Here is a 17412-nt window from a genome sequence, read left to right on the forward strand (position 1 = left end):
TTCAGTGGACGGGCCGAAAGGCCCGCCCATCGGCGCGCTGCGCTTGCCGCGCCAACTGAGCCAGAGCCGCGCCGCCTATATCCTGTTGGCCCCGCTGTTGATATTTTTCGGAATTTCCGTGGTCTATCCGGTGGTGGAAACGATCCGGCTCAGCTTCTTCGAGATCAAGGGCCTTGCCCCGCCCAAGGCCGTGGGTCTTGGCAATTATCTCAAGCTTTTTTACGATGAGAATTTCATGCGCGCCCTGCGCGTTACGTTTTACTGGTCCTTCTCTGCCACCTTCTTTTCGGTGATCATTGGCTGGGCGCTGGCCATGGCCTGTGCGCTGAAGCCCCGCGAAACAATGGTGTTTCGGGTGTTGATCTTTGCTGCCTACGGCGTGAGCGAGGCGGTGGTCGGCTTTATCTGGTTGGGGATCTATCGGCCCGACTATGGATTGCTGAACGGTATTCTCGGCGGCATGGGGCTGGAGCATCTGCAACAGGCCTGGCTGGGCAATCCGGCCACCGCGCTGACGGCGGTGATCGTGGCCTATGTCTGGACCCAGGTCGGGCTGCCGTTGATGATGTGCTTTGCCTCGATCCAGTCGATCCCGCGCACCTATTTCGAAGCGGCCTATATCGACGGTGCCAAACCGATGTCGATGATGCGCCATATCGTGATGCCGCTGTCGCTGCCCGGTGTGCGCGTGGCGATTTTCATCAACCTGCTGCAAAGCCTCAAGGCATTTGACCTGATCTATATGCTGACCGGCGGCGGGCCGGTGCGGACAACGGAAACCGTCGGCTTCTTCATGTTCCGGGAATCGATGCTGAACTTCAAACTGGGCTATGGCGCGGCAAGCACCGTGGTGCTGTTGGTGGCGGTTCTGATCGTGTCGATCCCGCTGATTGCACAACGCACGAGGGCAGTGAAATGATCGGCAAGACACCAATCTGGGTTCTCCCCATTGTCGCGATTGTGGCGCTGATCTGGATCGTGCCACTGTTGGGGTTGGTCATCATCTCGATCCGGCCCATGGCGGAAACCACGCTGGGCTGGTGGTCCATGGCCGAGGTGACATTCACCCTGGATGCCTGGACCACGGTTTGGGACAAATTCCCGCTTGCCTATGCCGCCTGGGTATCGACCAAGATCGCCGTGATCTCGACCTTGATCCCGATGGTCATGGCACCGGCCGCGGCCTATGCGTTTCACTACCTCAGCTTTCCGATGCGCCGCGTGTTGTTGTTGATCATCGTCAACGCCTTTGTTCTGCCCAATCAGGTGGTGGTGATCCCGCTGTTCCTGCTGTGGCGTGATCTGGGCATGATCGACAACATGTGGTCGGTGATCATTCCCTTTGCGGGTCTCAGCTTTGCCTGGTCGGTGTTTCTGGTGAAAAACTATCTGGAAGACTTCCCCAAGGATCTGATCGAAGCGGCACAGATTGACGCCTGCGGCCCGATTGCACGCTTCTTCTATATCGTGCTGCCCAACATGCTGACGCCGATCGCCGCTGTGGCCATCCTGCAATTCATGTGGACCTGGAACGGGTTGCTGCTGCCGGTTGTCTTCCTGCGGGACGAGCTGCCGCTGCCGGCATTGTTGGCGCGGGTGCAGGGCGTTTACGACAACAATTTCGATCAGGTTGCCGTCGCGGCCATCATCACAACCATCGTGCCTTTGGTCATCTTCGTGGTGTTCCAACGCTATTTCACCGCCGGGGCGCAGACCAAGACCGGGAGCAAAGAATGAACCGTACCTTTTCGCCGCTGCGCTATCGCCAGATCCACCTGGATTTCCACACGTCCGAAGCGATCAATGGCATTGGCGCGGATTTCGATGCCGAGGTTTTCGGCGACACCTTGGTAAAGGCCAATGTCGACAGCATCACCATCTTCGCCCGTTGCCACCATGGTTGGAGCTATTATCCAAGCGAGGTCGGCCCGGTCCATCCCGGATTGGCACGCCCGGATCTGTTGGGGGAAATGGTGGCGGCCTGTCGCGCCCGCGACATCGAAACGCCGATCTACATCACCGTGCAATGGGATGAATACATTGCCCGCGAACATCCCGAATGGCGGGTGATGAGCGCGACAAATGCCTCCAAACACCCCAGCACCGATGTGTCGGCATCACGCCAGTTGACCGCGACATGGCACACCGTCTGTTTGTCACATCAGGGATTTCGCGACTATATCCTGGCCAGCGGCCAGGAAGTGGCCCGCAAATACGCCCCGCCGGGTCTGTTCTTTGATATCGTCAACACCTTTGATTGTGTCTGCCCGACCTGTGTAAAAAACATGGAGACCGCCGGGCTTGACCCCGAGCGCGCCGAAGACCGGGCGGAAAATGACCGCGCCACGCTGGATGCATTCCGCAAACAGATTTCCGACGCGCTCTGGGCGGAATTCCCGGATATGCGGATATTCTACAATGCCGGGCACATCCACAAACGTGATCCGGGCCGGTATGACACCTATTCCCACCTCGAAATCGAAAGCCTGCCAACCGGGGGCTGGGGGTGGAACCACTTTCCCTCAAACGCGCGATATGCGGTGCCCAAAGGGTTTGACACGCTGGGCCAGACCGGCAAGTTCCATACCATGTGGGGCGAATTCGGCGGGTTCAAATCGGCGAACTCGCTGGATTACGAATGCGCCCAGATGGCGGCGCTTGGCACCAAATGCCTGATTGGTGACCAGCTGCACCCCGATGGCGTGATCAATGCCGATACCTATGCGCGGCTGACCCCGGCCTATGCCCGGATCAAGGCGTTGGAACCCTGGCTGAAGGGTGCGCAGCAGCTTTCCGACATCGGCATCCTGTCGGTGGAACATTTCGGCAGCCACGGCGCGCGCAAGAACAATCAATCCGACGATGGTGCGACGCAGATGATGCTGGAATTGCATCTGCCATTTGACATGCTGGACAGCGCATCCGACTTTGACGCCTATCCGCTTTTGATCCTGCCGGATGATATTCCGGTTGGCCCGGACCTGGCCGCGCGGTTGAAATCCTATCTGGCCCAGGGCGGACGGATCATCGCGTCGGGGCGGTCCGGTCTGTCCCCCGATGGCGGCTTTGCCCTGCCCTTCGGCATTGACGATCTTGGCGGGGAAACCGCGCTTGATCCGACATATCTCACGGCGGCGGGGCTGGATCGGCGCATTCCCGAAAGTGCCGTGGTGGTCTATGCCCCGGCGCGCAAGGTCGCGCTGGCCGGTGGTACGGCTCTGGGCGAGGTGACGCCGCCCTATGCCAACCGCACATGGCGCAGCTTTTGTTCGCATCAGCATTTCCCGGACGATCCCAACGCCGCCGCGATTGGCCCCGGCATCGTGGCGACGGATCAAACCGGATATCTGGCCTGGCCGATTTTCGACACCTACAAGCGGATCGGCCAGCCGATCTATAAATACGCGGTTGCGGCGCTGATTGATCGCTTGCTGCCCAGCCGCAGGTTGGTGACAGATCTGCCTTCCAACGGGCGGGCCAGCGTCACCCGGCAAGAGGACCGGACGATCCTGCATCTGCTGTATGGCGGCCCACAGGTTCGCGGTGTCGGGGTGGACGATCTTCAGAACGGCCACCGCCATATCGAGGTGATCGAAGACATTCCGCGCCTCGGGCCGCTGACCGCGTCGGTGGCTTTGGATCAAAAACCGGCGCGGGTGGTGACCGTGCCAGACGGCACAGCATTGGATTGGGACTGGCAGGATGGCCGCGCCACTGTGAACCTGGACGGGTTGCACATTCACCGCGCCATCGCCTTTGAAACGACATGACAGGCCCCCGACACCGCCCCGTCACCATCATCGAGGTCGCCAAGGCCGCCGGGGTGTCCATTGGCACAGTGTCCCGGTTTCTGAATGACCTGCCGGTAAAGCCGCAAAACCACAAATCGGTGTCCGAAGCCGTCGAACGGCTTGGCTATCGCCGCAATGCGCTGGCCACCGCGATGAAGGCCACGCGCACCGGTTTGATTGGTGTTCTGGTGCCCAATCTGGACGAATTTCACAGCGGTCTGGTCACCCAATTGACCAAAGAGTTGCGCGGCATGGGCATGATGAGCGTCAGCCATTGCCACGACAACAGCCATGATACCGTCGCCGAGGCGCTGGATTTCTTTCGCAATTACCGGGTGGATACGCTGGTGATGGGCGGATCAGAGGAGCATGTGAATGCGATCCGCGCCCTGATCGATTCCGGCACGCCGGTTGTCACCTATGACAATCCGCAGGAAAACATGACCCTGAACGGGGTCGAGGTCGACAATATCGCCGGCGCCATAGCCGCCACAGAGCATCTGATCAACGCCGGGCACAAACGCATCGGGATTTTGACCGGCACGCTTGGCAGCCTGACCAGCTCTGATCGGCTGGAGGGGTGGCGGCGCGCGATGATGGCCGCCGGGCTGGAACCGTCAGAGGATCTGATCCACGAAGGCCATTGGTCACGGGCCGGCGGCGCATTGGGCATGGCGCATTTCCTGGATATGGCCGATCCGCCGACGGCGGTCTTTGGCTCCAACTTCCGCACAACCACGGGTGCAATCAAACTCTTGCGCGAACGCGGCGTTCACATCCCGCAGGACATCTCGATTGTCAGTTTCGACGATGCCGAAGTGTTCCGCATGGCAACGCCGCCGATCACGGTGGTGGCCCAGCCCATTGATCTGATGGCGCGGACGCTGGCCGCACGGGTGGCCGAAAACTGTGGCATGCGCCAATCCGAAACCCCGGACGACCACAGGGTCGTTCTGACCTGTACACTTATTGACCGCGCCTCTGTCGCGCCACGCACGGCACAAAACGAAGGAGCCCAATCCAATGTCGGCACTTGAACTCGCAAGCTTTACAAAGTGCTACGGTGCGCAAGAGGTGATCCATTCCATTGATCTGGAGATTGAGGAAGGATCGTTCACCGTCTTTGTCGGGCCATCCGGCTGTGGCAAATCCACCATGCTGCGCATGATTGCCGGGCTGGAGGAAATCACCGGCGGCGAATTGCGCATCGACGGGGCGCGGATGAACGATGCCAACCCGGTGCAACGCGGTGTGACCATGGTGTTCCAGAACTATGCGCTTTATCCGCATATGACGGTGCGCAAAAACATCGGGTTCGGCCTTAAAATGCTGGGTGTCCCGCGCAAACAGATTGATGAACAGGTGCAAAAGGCGGCGCAATCGCTTCAGATCGAGGCGCTTCTGGATCGCAAACCCGCGCAGCTTTCGGGGGGCAGCGCCAGCGCGTCGCCATTGGGCGCGCCATCGTGCGCGAACCACGGCTGTTCCTGTTTGATGAACCTCTGTCGAACCTTGATGCGGAATTGCGGGTCGCGATGCGGGTCGAACTGGCCAAACTGCATCAGGATATTGGCGCGACCATGATCTATGTCACCCATGATCAGACAGAGGCGCTGACATTGGCCGACAAGATCGTGGTGCTGCGCGATGGCCGGATCGAACAACAGGGCAGCCCGATGACCTTGTACGAAGATCCGGCCAATGAATTTGTCGCCGGCTTCATCGGCAGCCCGCGCATGAACTTTCTTGCGGGCCGGGTGTCCGGCGGCGAGGTGGTGCTGGATGTCGGGCCGCGCGTGCCGTTTCAGGCCGAAAGCTCTGGCTGGTCAGAAGGCGCGGTGGTCAAGGTCGGGGTCCGACCCGAGCATCTTGTTCCCGGCACCGGCGGCGCATTCCAGATCGCGGCACATGTGGATGTGGTCGAAAATCTGGGCGGCACCCGCTATATCTATGGCAGCCAGACCAATGGGTCGAGCGTGATCGCCGAAACCCGCGACCCGCGCCCGCCCCAACCGGGCAGCAGCGTGACATTGTGCGCCTGCCCGGAGCATCTTTTGGCCTTTGATGCCGACGGCAACCGGCTTCGGGGTACATTGGGCCGGGGGGCCACCGCATGAGCCGCAAGATCGCCGAAGTTCGCCCGATCCACGCCCGTATCGGCAACCGCAATCAATTGCTGCTGAAAATCACGCTGGAGGATGGCACCTATGGCTGGGGCGAAAGCGGGCTGACCGGTCGTGACCTCGCCGTGCAGGGGATGCTGGAACATTTCACCCCGATCCTGATCGGTCAGGATCCCTTTGCCATCGGGCGCATCTGGCAGGAACTGTACCGCAGCCAGTACAACGAGGGCGGCAATGTCATCGGCGCAGCGCTTGCCACCATCGACATCGCATTGCATGACATCAAAGGCAAATGTCTGGACGTCCCGGTGTACGAACTCCTCGGCGGGCAACAGCGCCATTCGGTGCCGGGGTTTGCCTCGACCGCGCGGGAACCGGACGAGGTGATGATCGACGAGGCCAAGCTCTTGGTCGATCAGGGCTGGAATTGTTTCCGCCTGTCACCGGCGCAACATTACACCAAGGATATCTATGACGCCCGCGCCTCGATTGCGGAAACCGCGAAATGGATGATCCGCGCGCGTGAGGTGCTGGGCACCGGGCCGATGATCGGACTGGATTACCATCATCGCCTATCGGTGGCCGAAGCGGCAATGTTCTGTCAGATGATGCCGCCGGGCACCTTGGATTTCCTCGAAGAACCGATCCGCAACCAAACGCCCGAGGCCTATGCCGCCCTGCGCGCCCAGACCCCGGTCAATTTCGCCATCGGCGAGGAATTCGCCAACAAATGGCAGGCCCTGCCCTATGTCGAGCGTGATCTGGCCCAGTTCATCCGCATCGACATCTGTGTCGTTGGCGGGTTGACAGAAGCGATGAAAATCGCCGGTTGGTGCGAGGCGCATTATGTCGACATCATGCCGCACAATCCGCTGGGGCCGATCTGCACCGCTGCCTCTGTGCATTTTGGCGCGGCGATTTCCAACTTTTCCTATCTGGAATGCCGCGACACCCCGGTCGAGGCCTGCGGCTTTGACGTGCCAGAGGTGTTTGTCGACCAGATCCGATTGGATGGCGCGGCCTATCCGGTGCCGGACCGCCCCGGTCTGGGGGTTGAGGTCGACGAAAGCAGGCTTTTGCCGCCCACCCCGGTGGCCAAGGTGGGCCGCCCGCGTCTGCGACGGCCCGACGGCGCGGTGGCCAACTGGTAAGCGCCTGCTCCGGTAACCGCCTATTCCAGATAGAAAACATGCTCCATCCCGGCCCACCACTCGTCATCCTTGCGGCTGTCGAGTGGTGATTGCATCGGCCCGCACACCGCCCACCATTCGCGGGTCACCGGGTCTTCGCCGATGGCCGCCATGTCAGCGGCGAAATCGCTGCCGGTGTATTCCCAATATCCAAACATAAGATTTTCCGGTTCGCGCAGGAAAATCGAATAATTCGTGATGTTAGAGGCTTTCAACCGCGTCAGGACATCCGGCCAGACATCGGCATGCAATTCCTTGTAACGCGCAATATCGGCCGCCTTGATGCCAATCACAAAACCCATGCGTTGTGTCATTTCGTCCTCCCCGGACTGTGTTAAGAATTTGGACTGTGTCAAAGTCTGACCCATTTCAAAGTTTGAACTGTGTCAGAGCCTGAACTGGGTCAAAGACCGTAGAACCGTGCGGCAGTGCCGCCCCAGATCGCGTCTTTTTCAGATGGCGAAAGCGGCTCTATCAATGTGGCGGCGGTGTCCGCCCACACCTGATAATCGCTGGCAAGGTTGACCACCGGCCAGTCGCTGCCAAACATCACCCGCTCGGCGCCAAAAACCGCCAGAACATGCGACGCAAACAGCCGCAGGTCGTCGATGTTCCATTCGGGTCCGATTTCGGTCACCATGCCCGACAATTTGCACCAGACGTTGGGCCGCTCTGCCAGGCGGGCCATCCCTTCCAGCCATGCCGTATCCGGCTGGGTGGCATTGCCCATCTTGGGCTTGGCAACATGGTCGATGACAATCGGCAGATCAGGATAAGTTTCGGCCAACTGGTGAATGGCTGGTAAATGACGCGGCTGGATCAGCGCATCAAACCGCAGCCCACAGGCCTGCATATGCGCAAGGGCGGGCTGAACCGCGCCCTGCAAAATCCAATCGGTTTGCTCAATGTTCTGCAGCATCGGCCGCAGACCTTTCAGATGATCATCGGCGCGCAGCCGATCAATCGTCGCAATCGCCTCGGGGTCGGCCAGATCGACCCACCCCACCACGCCGGCGATGAAATCAGTCTCGGCCGCCAGCTGCAAAAGAAACGCGGTCTCGGCCACGCTGTCGGTCGCCTGCACCAGGACGGTGCGATCAATCCCGGCACGCGCCAGCAGCGGCGCCAGATCCGCAGGCGCGAAATCGCGAAAGATCGGCGCGACACTGTCATTGGGCCAGTCATAATCGCCACGGGCCAGCGTCCAGAAATGTTGGTGTAAATCGATTTTCATGGCGCAATCTCCAGCTCTGACCATAGCGCATCTGGCAGGTCCGCCCCGAACTGCGCCACATTCCTGGCAAGCGAGCTGACCTTGCCGGTGCCGATCAATGTCGATGCCACCAAAGGATGGCGCGCCGGAAATTGCAAGGCGGCGGCGGCCAGTGGCGTGTCATGTTGCTGGCAGATCGCCTCAAGCCTTGCGGTGCGCTCGCGAATGTCCTGCGGGGCGGGCGCATAATTATAATGCGCGCCCTCGACCGGACCGGTCGCCAGAATGCCAGAGTTGAACACGCCGCCCATGACAAAGCGAATGCCATGGAGTTCGGCCAGCGGAAACAGCCGCGCTTGCGCCGACCGGTCCAGCAATGTGTATCGCCCGGCCAGAAGGATCAGATCAATCGGCATCTTGCCGATCAGCTCTTCGCAGATCTCCACCGTGTTGACGCCAAGCCCGACAGACGACACCACGCCCGAGGCTTTCAGTTCTTCCAGCGCGCGCACACCGCTGTCCAACAATTGCGCCCGATGTTCGGCTGTGTCGGTGCCTGCTCCGGGATCGCCGATGTCATGCACATACAGAATGTCGATTCGGTTCACCCCAAGCCGCTGATAGCTGTCTTCGACCGACCGCATGATGCCATCATAGCTGAAATCGAACCGCTGGCGGAACGGCAGCGCACTGTGAAACCCGTTCACCACCTCCGGCGGATTGCTGTCGGGGCTCAGGATTCGGCCCACCTTGGTCGAAATGACCCAGTCCTGCCGCTCTCGCAGGAACCGGCCCAATCGGTGCTCTGACGCGCCGTGGCCATAATGCGGTGCGGTGTCAAAATAGCGGATCCCGTGATCCCATGCGGCGGCCAGAACGTCCTGTGCTTCGGCATCGGACACCGGGCGATACAGCCCGCCAAGCCCGCCACAGCCAAAGGACAGGCGGTAATTCTCTGTCAACATATGTTGTTTCTCCTACACGTGGCAGCCCGGTTCGGGTCCTGCCGCAGTCTTGTATGTCAGAACAAATTCAACGTGCCCCAGGGCCTCGGATTTGCTCTGCGCGCCCTGTCCCAGGGCAATGATCTGATCATGGATTTCATCGCCGACCTCATCCAATGTCGCCGCGCCGCGCAGGATACGCCCGGCATTCACATCCATATCGGCCGCCATCCGGTCATAGGTTTCCGGGTTGGCACAGACCTTGATCACCGGCGAAATCGCCGACCCCACGACCGAACCGCGCCCGGTCACAAAGATCACCGCATGCGCCCCGCAGGCGATCAATTCGATAATCTCGGCGGTGTCATTGATGTTGGGAAAGCCGAATTTCGGCGCGCCATCCGGCACCACATCCAGCAGATAGAGCCCCCCGCCCGGCGCCCGTTGCGCGGGCTTGATGATGCCGGAAATCGGGCTGGACCCGGATTTGGCATAGGCGCCCAGCGACTTTTCCTCGATCGTCGACAAACCGCCAAGCGCATTGCCGTTGGAAAACGATCCATAGCCCATCTGCGCATAATAGCGCGCGGCCTTTTCCACGGTTGCGATGATTTCCGGCCGCAACGCCGGGTCGCTGACCCGGTCGGCCATGATATGTTCACAGCCGATCAATTCGCCGGTTTCCTCAAAGATACAGGTCGCGCCCTCGGACACGAACCGGTCAAATGCCCGCCCCGCAGCCGGATTTCCCGTCAGCCCAGAGGTCGCATCCGAACCGCCACAGATCGTCCCGATGACAAGCTCCGACGCCTCCATCGCGACCTTTGGCGCATCCCGCAACGCGTCGACCTGCGCCGTGACCCATTCCCGGCCCTGCGCAACCGCAGCGGCGGTTCCGCCCGTCGATTGAATGGTGACAAGGTTCACCGGACGCCCCGACGCCCGCACCAGATCAGCCAGTTCCTGTTTGCGAAAATTCTCGCATCCCAGCGACACCAATTGCACCGCGCCCACGTTCGGATGGGTGCAAAGCGCCTCCATCATCTCTTGACCATAATCGGACGGAAAACAGCCGGAAAAGCCGATCACCTGTACATCGGTTTCGTCAAAGGGCCGGGCTATCTTGGTACAAACGTGATGCGCGCATTCCACAAGATAAGCGACAAGAACGGTATTGCGGATGCCCTTGCGCCCGTCGGCACGCGGCCAGCCTGTCATTGCAGGAACACTCATGCGTTGGTCCCTTCGATGTCTTGAATGACGGTATAGCGGCTTGCCAGATTGTGCAGATGCACGTGATCGCCAGCCCCGATATCACAGGACGCCCGGCCAATCGGCGCGCCGTATTTCAGCACGTCATCGCCTGCGGAAATGTCCCGCAACGCCAGCTTGTGACCCAGCGCCAAATTGCGCGGCACCCGAATCCGGGCGTCGGCGATCTCGATCATTTCACCTTTGGTCAATGGCCGAATGGCGACGACAATATTGTCGCGCGGATGCAAATGAAGCAGGCCAGATACTGGCCCGTCAGATTGGTCTGTCATGTAAGCCCCCCGATATCATGCACTAAATGAAAAAAATAATCCTTTGACAAGATGCGAATATGTTTATTATGCAATTTAGACACAAACGCCTGAACAACGGGCGATCGACAGACGGAGGGGGGTCCGGGATGGCGACAAAACCGGTAATGGAGGCCCGCGGGATCTCCAAGCACTACGGGGAATCGTGGCGCTTGACGCGGTGGACCTGACATTGGAAGAGGGGGAGGTCCTGGCCGTTGTCGGCGACAACGGGGCCGGGAAATCCACATTGATCAAGGCGCTGACCGGGGCCATTCCCCGCACCAGCGGCACAATCCAATTCGACGGCAAGGATGCCCAGATCGACAGCCCGACAGACGCCAAGGCGGCCGGGATCGAAACCGTGTATCAGGACCTCGCGCTGGTCAATGAAATCTCGATCACCCAGAACGTGTTTCTGGGCCGCGAGATCCTGCGCGATGATTGGTTGGGCCGCATCTTTGGCGTTCTCGACTTCAAGAAGATGGACCGCGAAATCCGCGATCTTTTCACCAAACTCGACATCCGCATCACGGATATCTATCGCGATGCTCAGGCCTTTTCCGGCGGTCAACGTCAGGCTGTGGCGCTGTCCAAAACGGTGATGTTCGGCAAGCGTATTGCCATTCTGGATGAACCCACCGCCGCGCTGGGGGTCCGCGAAAGCCAGATGGCGATGGATCTCGTGCGTTCGCTCAAGGATCACGGCCTGTCGGTCATCATGATCACCCACAACATGCAGCATGTGTTGAATTACTGTGACCGCGTCATGGTGTTGCGGCTGGGCAAATTGACCGCCGTGCGCAAGGTCAGCGAGGTCGACGGCGACACGCTGGTCGGCCTGATCACCGGCACTTTGGAAGGAGACGCCAAAGATGGCTGATGCACAAAACAGTTCTACCGCCGTGTCCAACCCCGGTGCCACATCGCGCACCTTTGACCGGTTGATCCATGAATTCATGCAGATATGGCAGGTGGTTGCGGCGCTGGCGCTAATCTATCTGGTGTTCTTTGTCCTGTCGCCGCCCTTCCGCAGCTTCGACACCCTGCTGTCGATCTTTGGTCAGGCCTCGATCTTGGCCGTGCTGGCCTGTGGCACGACCGTGGTGTTGATTTCCGGCGGGCTGGACCTTTCGGTCGGGTCGATCTTTGCGGTTGTGGGCGTGTCGGTCGGCATCCTGCTGGCCGAGGTCAACCTGCCGGTCTGGCTGGCGGTTCTTGGGGGCTTGGGCATCGGTGCGGGGCTGGGCGCGCTTAATGGTATCGTGCAGGTGGCCACCGGGGTTCCGGCCTTTATCGTCACTCTGGGCGGGCTCACCGCCTATAAGGGCCTGGCCGAGATCCTGGCCAGCGGGCGGGATCTGTCGCGCTTTCCCGACGGATTCCAAAGTCTCGGTGCGGGGTATCTGGTGCCGATGGCGATCATGTTTGCCGCCGCCATCCTGACCGGCCTGTTCCTGACCCGGACCCGGCTGGGCAGCCGCGCCTTTGCCATCGGCGGCAACGAAGAGGTCGCCCGCCTGGCCGGTGTTCCGGTCAAGCGCAGCCGGATCTATTACTACATGCTGGGGGGCACCCTGGCCGCGCTGGCCGCGATCATGGAGGTTGCAAAGCTGAACTTTGCCATGCCCGCACGCGGCCAGAGTTACGAACTTTTTGCCATCGCGGCCGTGGTCATCGGCGGCACCAGCCTGTTTGGCGGTCGGGGTGGCGTCGGCAAGACCCTGATCGGCATGCTGATCATGCAGACCATCACCGTCGGCCTGTCCTACATGGGCGTCGGCACATCCTATCAACGCATTGCCATCGGCATCATCATCATCGCTGCCGTCTATTGGGACGTCTGGCGACGATCCGCGCGGTAGTTTCACCGCAAATCACAAGCCCCAAAAAGGGGCATCATCACCACCAGGGAGGAACTGAAATGACACTGAACAAATTCAAAACCGCACTTGCGGCCACAACGCTGACGCTGGCCGCGACGACGGCTGTCTTCGCCGAAGACATGCGCATCGCCTATACAGGCTATTCCACCGACAACACATTCTGGATCGGTGTCGCCACAGCCGCCGCAGCCGAGGCCGAAAAGCAGGGTGTCGAATTCATCGACATGACCGCATCCTCGCCGGATTCCGCAGCGCAAAAGGACGCGGTCGACCGCGCCATCGACATGGGCGTTGATGGCATCATCATCGGCTCGGTCGACAACCGCGCCTTTGACGCCTCGCTTGATGCGGCGGCGGCCAAGGGCATTCCGGTTGTGGCTGTCGACACCGGCATCGACCATGACCATGTCTCCAGCCTTGTGCAGACCGACAACCTTGCGGCTGCGGGCATCGCGGGCGATTACATCGTGGGCCAGATCGACGGCGGCAAGGTGCTGATCCTTGGCGGCTCAGCCGGGCACCAGACCGGCAACGCCCGCCGCGACGGGGTCAAGAACGCAGCCGAGGCCGCAGGCCACGAAGTGATCTTCCAGATCTGCGACTGGCAGGATGCCTGTGCCTTTGAAACCACCACCAACTTCCTGCAATCCGACCCAGAGATCAAAGCGATCTTTTCCGCCTGGGATCCCGGCGCGCTGGCGGCGGTGTCTGCGGCCAAGGCCCTGGGCAAGCTCGACAAGCTGGTGATCGTGGGCTTTGACGGCAACCCTGCCAACCTGGTGGCCATCGCCGAAGATGAACAATCGGCAACCATCAAACAGGACAACACCCGCATGGGCGTGGAATCGGTGCAGAACCTGTTGAACATCATCAAAGGCGAAGAAGCCCCCGCCGTGGTGCCAATCGACGGGATCCTGATCACCGCCGACAATGTGGCCGACTACCAATAAACCCGACGATGGCGGGCGCGCCACCGCGCCCGCCGCATTCCTTCGAAGAAAGACCGCAGATGAAATCCCTTGCCATTGACACGATCGGTCACACCGCATTTCGCGACATCCCCGCCCCCACACCCGGCCCGGGTGAGGTGCTGGTCGATGTCCGCCACGTCGGCCTGTGCGGCAGCGACCTCAGCACGTTCAATGGCGCCAACCCGCTGGTGGAATTGCCGCGTATTCCGGGGCATGAAATCGGCGGTGTCATCCTTGAATGCGGCCCCGATGTTGCGGCGGAATACACGCCCGGCGCGCGGGTCGTCGTGATCCCCTATACCACCTGTGGCAAATGCCCCGCCTGTCGGCGTGGACGCATGAACGCCTGTCAGTTCAACCAGACGCTGGGTGTCCAGCGCGACGGCGGCCTTTGCGACCGGATTGCCGTACCTGCCGACCGGCTGATCGTGAATGACACGCTACCCTTGCACCAATTGGCGATGGTCGAGCCGCTTTCGGTCGGGTTCCACGCCGTGGCCCGGGGCGATGTCACCGCAGACGACACCGTGCTTGTGCTGGGTGGCGGTATGATCGGCGTCGGCGCGGTGCTTGGGGCGCAGGCCCGTGGCGCAGATGTGATCGTCAGCGAAATCTCTAGCCGCAAATCCGAAACCCTGCGCAAGCTGGGCGCCAAAGCGGTGATCAACCCGCTTGAAACCGATCTGGCACAGGCCGTCGCCGATCTGACGGGGGGGCGCGGCGCAGACGTCATCATCGAAGCGGCAGGCGTGGCCCAGACCTTTCGGCTGGCGGTCGACCTCGCGCCGTTTACCGGGCGGATCGTCTATATCGGCTATGCCAAGGGCGAAGTTGCCTATGAGACCAAGTTCTTCAACCTGAAAGAGCTGGACATTCGCGGCTCGCGCAATGCCACCCGCACCGATTTCGACGCTGTCATCGCCTTTATGCAGGCACATCCCGACATGGCCGATCTGCTGATTTCCAAGGTGTTTCCCTGGGATCAGGCGACCGCAGCTTTTGATCACTGGGTCGCGCATCGCGATGAGACCTTCAAGATCATGATCGATTTTGAAAAGGACAGTTGATTGACCTCTGACATACTGGCCCGCACCTACGGGCTGCATGGCAAAACCGCTCTGGTCACCGGTGGCGGATCGGGCATCGGCAAGGCGATCGCGACCTGTCTGGCCCAAAGCGGCGCGCGGGTGGTGATTGCCGGACGCCGCGCAGATGTGCTGGAAACCGCAGCCGCCGAAATCGGCCACGATTGCGCCACCGCCACACTGGATCTTAGCGATCTTGCGACCCTGCCCGCGGCCGAAGCCGCCATTGCGGAAAAATACGGCCCCATCGACATTCTGATCAACAACGCCGGAAACACGGTCAAGAAACCCTTCGAAGAGGCCGACATGGCCGATTTCGACCAGATTTTTGATGTGCATGTGCGCGGCGCGCTGGAACTGACCCGCTGCGTCATCAAACGGCTTCTGGCCGAGGATCGCCCCGGATCGGTGTCGTTCATTTCGTCGATGACCGCCTATATCGGCCAGCCGATGGTGCATGGCTATACAATTTCCAAAACCGCAATCAACGGTGTGGTCCGGGGGCTTTCCGCCGAATTTGCCGCGCGCGGCATTCGGGTCAACGGCGTCGCACCGGGCTGGATCGACACCGACCTGTATCGCAAGGCCACCCAAGGCGACATTCCACGCCAGCAAAAGATCCTGAACCGGATTCCGATGCAGGCGCTGGGAACACCAGAGGACATCGGCTGGGCCTGTGCGTTCCTGTCCTCACCAGCTGCGAAATATATCAATGGCCAGGTCATCCTTGTGGATGGCGGTGGCGCGACGGGGTTTTGAACAATGACCGACACTGATCTTTTTGCCCGCATCAACACTGAACTGTTCAGCGCCGAAGACGCGGCCATCGCCGCCGCGTTTGAAAAGGTGGCCACCGAAAACAAGGTCGCAACGGCGATCCGCAACGGCATGAGCAGCCAGGAGGCCTTTGCCACCTTCGGTGTTATGTGATCCCCGCCTCTGGACTTGCCCGGAGCCAGGGCGATACTCTGTCCGGTAACCTGGAGGACAGCCGGCATGTCGCGTGACAGCAGCACATTCAAGGAAAGCTACAATCAGGCGCTTGATATTGTTCGAAGCGCAGGGGTGTCGGGCGCGCTTCCGACCGAAAGTGCGCTGTCCAAAACGCTTGCCGTCAGCCGCACAACCGTGCGCGCCATTTTGACCAACCTCGACGAGGCCGGGATCATCAAATGGGAAGGCCGCCACAAGCTGGTGCTGCGCGCGCCGAAAAAATCGGATTATTTCGGCAAATCCGAAACCGCATCCGCCACTGAAAAAGTGTCATCGCAGTTCATGGAATACGTGCTCAACAGCGACCTTGCCCCCGGCACGGCACTGCACGAATCCGATCTGAAAAAGGAATTCAATGCCAGCTCCTCGGTCATACGTGAATTCCTGATCAAGTTTTCACGCTTTGGCCTGATCACCAAGGAACGCAACCGGTCGTGGATGCTGCGCGGGTTCACCCGTGATTTTGCCGAGGAACTTTTTGACGTCCGCGAAATGTTTGAATTGCGGGCCTTTGATCACCTGCTTCGACAGGGTGCCGGATCAGACAGCCATCAGGCGGTGATAGCACTGGCCCCGCAACACGAAGAAATTCTGGCCCAGATCGACCGCGATTATCTGGCCTTTCCGCGGCTGGACGAACGGTTTCACCGCGCGCTGATCGAAACCTATGACAACCGGTTCATGACGGACTTCTTCGAAGTCGTGGCAATGGTATTTCACTACCATTACAGGTGGAACAGGGTCGACGAAAAGGAACGCAACCGCGACGCCATCCTGGAGCATCTGACAATCATCCGGGCGCTGGAATCCGGTGATCTGGAGGCCGCGAATACCGCGTTTCGCAAACATCTGAACAATGCCAAGAACACGATGACCAATTCCGCGCTCTGGGATTGAGGGCGCGACCAGACCGTCACGCGGCCCAATACGGCCCACGCGCGGGTCTCAGTACTCAATCGCGTCCAGAAACCTTTGTTGTGCGGTGCTGAGATGGTTTTCCAACAGATGCGCCGCCTTGTCCGCGTCCTTGGCGACAATCGCATCCAGAATTTCCAGATGCTCGGCAAAGGCTTCGCCGTGGCTTAGATACCGGGGCGGCAGTTGCAGGCGCACAAGCATCTGTTTGGTTTCGAGATTGCGAAAAATATCGTCGATCAAACTGCTGCGCAGGGCGCTTAGAAACGTCTGATGCAAATCCCAGTCCAGCTTGGTCCGCCGCCGGACCAATGCCTGGCGCTGCGCGGCGGTGTCCATCGGCGCATCCATGATGTCGCGGGTCTTTTGCCGCAGCACATCAATTTCCGCCGGGTCATGATCAAGCGCATAGGCCCGAACGGCCGGCACTTCGACAATCTTGCGCAACTGATAGATTTCGCGCACCTCATCCGCGGTGATTTCATGCAGGACAACGCCCTTTTTGGCGATCAGCTCCACGATGCCCTCGCCTTCCAAACGTTTCAGCGCCTCGCGGACGGCGGTGATCGTCGATCCCGTGGCCTCGCAGATTTCGCGTTGCGTCACCAGACGCCCGGGACGGAACACCCCCTGCATCAGGCATTTCAAAAAGCGTTCATAGGCCCCCGATCGTTGAACTGGGGCCTGTGGGGTCGCTTCGTCGTCGATGGGCTCTTGCAGTTCACTCGGCACGCGCAGT

The 17412-nt window shown here is 60.3% G+C and carries 18 protein-coding genes and 1 pseudogene; 13 read left to right on the plus strand and 6 right to left on the minus strand.

The window, feature by feature from the left end; translation table 11 throughout:
- Positions 1-4 precede the first annotated feature (4 nt).
- From AC0L4F_RS17950 to AC0L4F_RS17975, 6 genes and pseudogenes are all read left to right on the plus strand, one after another.
- Positions 5-919 (plus strand): carbohydrate ABC transporter permease, encoded by a 915-nt coding sequence (locus AC0L4F_RS17950; protein ID WP_244690772.1) that lies wholly within the window; start codon positions 5-7, stop codon positions 917-919.
- On the plus strand, positions 916-1737 hold the full coding sequence (locus tag AC0L4F_RS17955; RefSeq protein ID WP_244690774.1) for a carbohydrate ABC transporter permease: 822 nt from the start codon (positions 916-918) through the stop codon (positions 1735-1737). Before AC0L4F_RS17950 ends, AC0L4F_RS17955 begins: the two co-directional genes overlap by 4 nt.
- Positions 1734-3770, plus strand: coding sequence for an alpha-amylase family protein (locus AC0L4F_RS17960; RefSeq protein ID WP_244690777.1), 2037 nt, complete (start codon positions 1734-1736; stop codon positions 3768-3770). Before AC0L4F_RS17955 ends, AC0L4F_RS17960 begins: the two co-directional genes overlap by 4 nt.
- Positions 3767-4828, plus strand: coding sequence for a LacI family DNA-binding transcriptional regulator (locus AC0L4F_RS17965; protein ID WP_244690779.1), 1062 nt, complete (start codon positions 3767-3769; stop codon positions 4826-4828). The genes AC0L4F_RS17960 and AC0L4F_RS17965 overlap by 4 nt, the downstream gene beginning before the upstream one ends.
- Positions 4815-5908, plus strand: a pseudogene (locus tag AC0L4F_RS17970) (ABC transporter ATP-binding protein). Before AC0L4F_RS17965 ends, AC0L4F_RS17970 begins: the two are co-directional and overlap by 14 nt.
- Positions 5905-7065 (plus strand): mandelate racemase/muconate lactonizing enzyme family protein, encoded by a 1161-nt coding sequence (locus AC0L4F_RS17975; RefSeq protein WP_244690782.1) that lies wholly within the window; start codon positions 5905-5907, stop codon positions 7063-7065. The pseudogene AC0L4F_RS17970 and the gene AC0L4F_RS17975 overlap by 4 nt, the downstream one beginning before the upstream one ends.
- 20 nt (positions 7066-7085) lie before the next feature.
- Here the strand turns inward: AC0L4F_RS17975 and AC0L4F_RS17980 are convergent, their stop codons facing one another.
- The 5 genes from AC0L4F_RS17980 to AC0L4F_RS18000 all read right to left on the minus strand — a co-directional run bounded on the left by AC0L4F_RS17980 (position 7086) and on the right by AC0L4F_RS18000 (position 10805).
- Positions 7086-7418, minus strand: a complete 333-nt coding sequence (locus AC0L4F_RS17980) for an L-rhamnose mutarotase (RefSeq protein ID WP_244690784.1) — start codon at positions 7416-7418, stop codon at positions 7086-7088.
- A gap of 89 nt (positions 7419-7507) precedes the next feature.
- Positions 7508-8338 (minus strand): amidohydrolase family protein, encoded by an 831-nt coding sequence (locus AC0L4F_RS17985; protein WP_244690786.1) that lies wholly within the window; start codon positions 8336-8338, stop codon positions 7508-7510.
- Positions 8335-9282 carry an aldo/keto reductase gene (locus AC0L4F_RS17990; protein WP_244690788.1) on the minus strand — a complete coding sequence of 316 codons (948 nt, stop codon included), beginning with the start codon at positions 9280-9282 and terminating at the stop codon, positions 8335-8337. The genes AC0L4F_RS17985 and AC0L4F_RS17990 overlap by 4 nt, the downstream gene beginning before the upstream one ends.
- 12 nt (positions 9283-9294) lie before the next feature.
- Entirely contained in the window at positions 9295-10494 is a 1200-nt protein-coding gene (locus AC0L4F_RS17995; RefSeq protein ID WP_244690790.1) for a UxaA family hydrolase, read from the minus strand.
- Complete coding sequence (locus tag AC0L4F_RS18000; RefSeq protein ID WP_244690792.1) at positions 10491-10805, minus strand: UxaA family hydrolase; 315 nt, start codon at positions 10803-10805, stop codon at positions 10491-10493. Before AC0L4F_RS18000 ends, AC0L4F_RS17995 begins: the two co-directional genes overlap by 4 nt.
- A 184-nt stretch (positions 10806-10989) precedes the next feature.
- Between AC0L4F_RS18000 and AC0L4F_RS18005 the strand changes: the two genes are divergently transcribed.
- The 7 genes from AC0L4F_RS18005 to AC0L4F_RS18035 all read left to right on the plus strand — a co-directional run bounded on the left by AC0L4F_RS18005 (position 10990) and on the right by AC0L4F_RS18035 (position 16655).
- Positions 10990-11706 carry an ATP-binding cassette domain-containing protein gene (locus AC0L4F_RS18005; RefSeq protein WP_244690793.1) on the plus strand — a complete coding sequence of 239 codons (717 nt, stop codon included), beginning with the start codon at positions 10990-10992 and terminating at the stop codon, positions 11704-11706.
- Positions 11699-12688: an ABC transporter permease gene (locus tag AC0L4F_RS18010; protein WP_244690794.1), complete on the plus strand. Its 990-nt coding sequence runs from the start codon at positions 11699-11701 to the stop codon at positions 12686-12688. Before AC0L4F_RS18005 ends, AC0L4F_RS18010 begins: the two co-directional genes overlap by 8 nt.
- A gap of 59 nt (positions 12689-12747) precedes the next feature.
- Positions 12748-13659, plus strand: coding sequence for a sugar ABC transporter substrate-binding protein (locus tag AC0L4F_RS18015; RefSeq protein ID WP_244690795.1), 912 nt, complete (start codon positions 12748-12750; stop codon positions 13657-13659).
- Positions 13660-13718: 59 nt separating this feature from the next.
- Positions 13719-14747 carry a zinc-binding alcohol dehydrogenase family protein gene (locus tag AC0L4F_RS18020; protein ID WP_244690796.1) on the plus strand — a complete coding sequence of 343 codons (1029 nt, stop codon included), beginning with the start codon at positions 13719-13721 and terminating at the stop codon, positions 14745-14747.
- On the plus strand, positions 14748-15524 hold the full coding sequence (locus tag AC0L4F_RS18025) for an SDR family NAD(P)-dependent oxidoreductase (protein ID WP_244690797.1): 777 nt from the start codon (positions 14748-14750) through the stop codon (positions 15522-15524). It abuts the gene before it with no gap.
- A gap of 3 nt (positions 15525-15527) precedes the next feature.
- On the plus strand, positions 15528-15695 hold the full coding sequence (locus AC0L4F_RS18030) for a hypothetical protein (protein ID WP_244690798.1): 168 nt from the start codon (positions 15528-15530) through the stop codon (positions 15693-15695).
- A 66-nt stretch (positions 15696-15761) separates the two neighbouring features.
- The gene (locus AC0L4F_RS18035; RefSeq protein WP_244690799.1) at positions 15762-16655 is read left to right on the plus strand and encodes a GntR family transcriptional regulator; all 894 of its coding nucleotides are present in this window, start codon (positions 15762-15764) and stop codon (positions 16653-16655) included.
- Positions 16656-16703: 48 nt separating this feature from the next.
- Here AC0L4F_RS18035 and AC0L4F_RS18040 read toward each other — a convergent pair whose 3' ends face one another.
- Positions 16704-17405 (minus strand): GntR family transcriptional regulator, encoded by a 702-nt coding sequence (locus AC0L4F_RS18040; protein ID WP_244690800.1) that lies wholly within the window; start codon positions 17403-17405, stop codon positions 16704-16706.
- Positions 17406-17412 lie beyond the last annotated feature (7 nt).

It is taken from the genome of Marinovum sp. J2-8, from assembly GCF_055808435.1.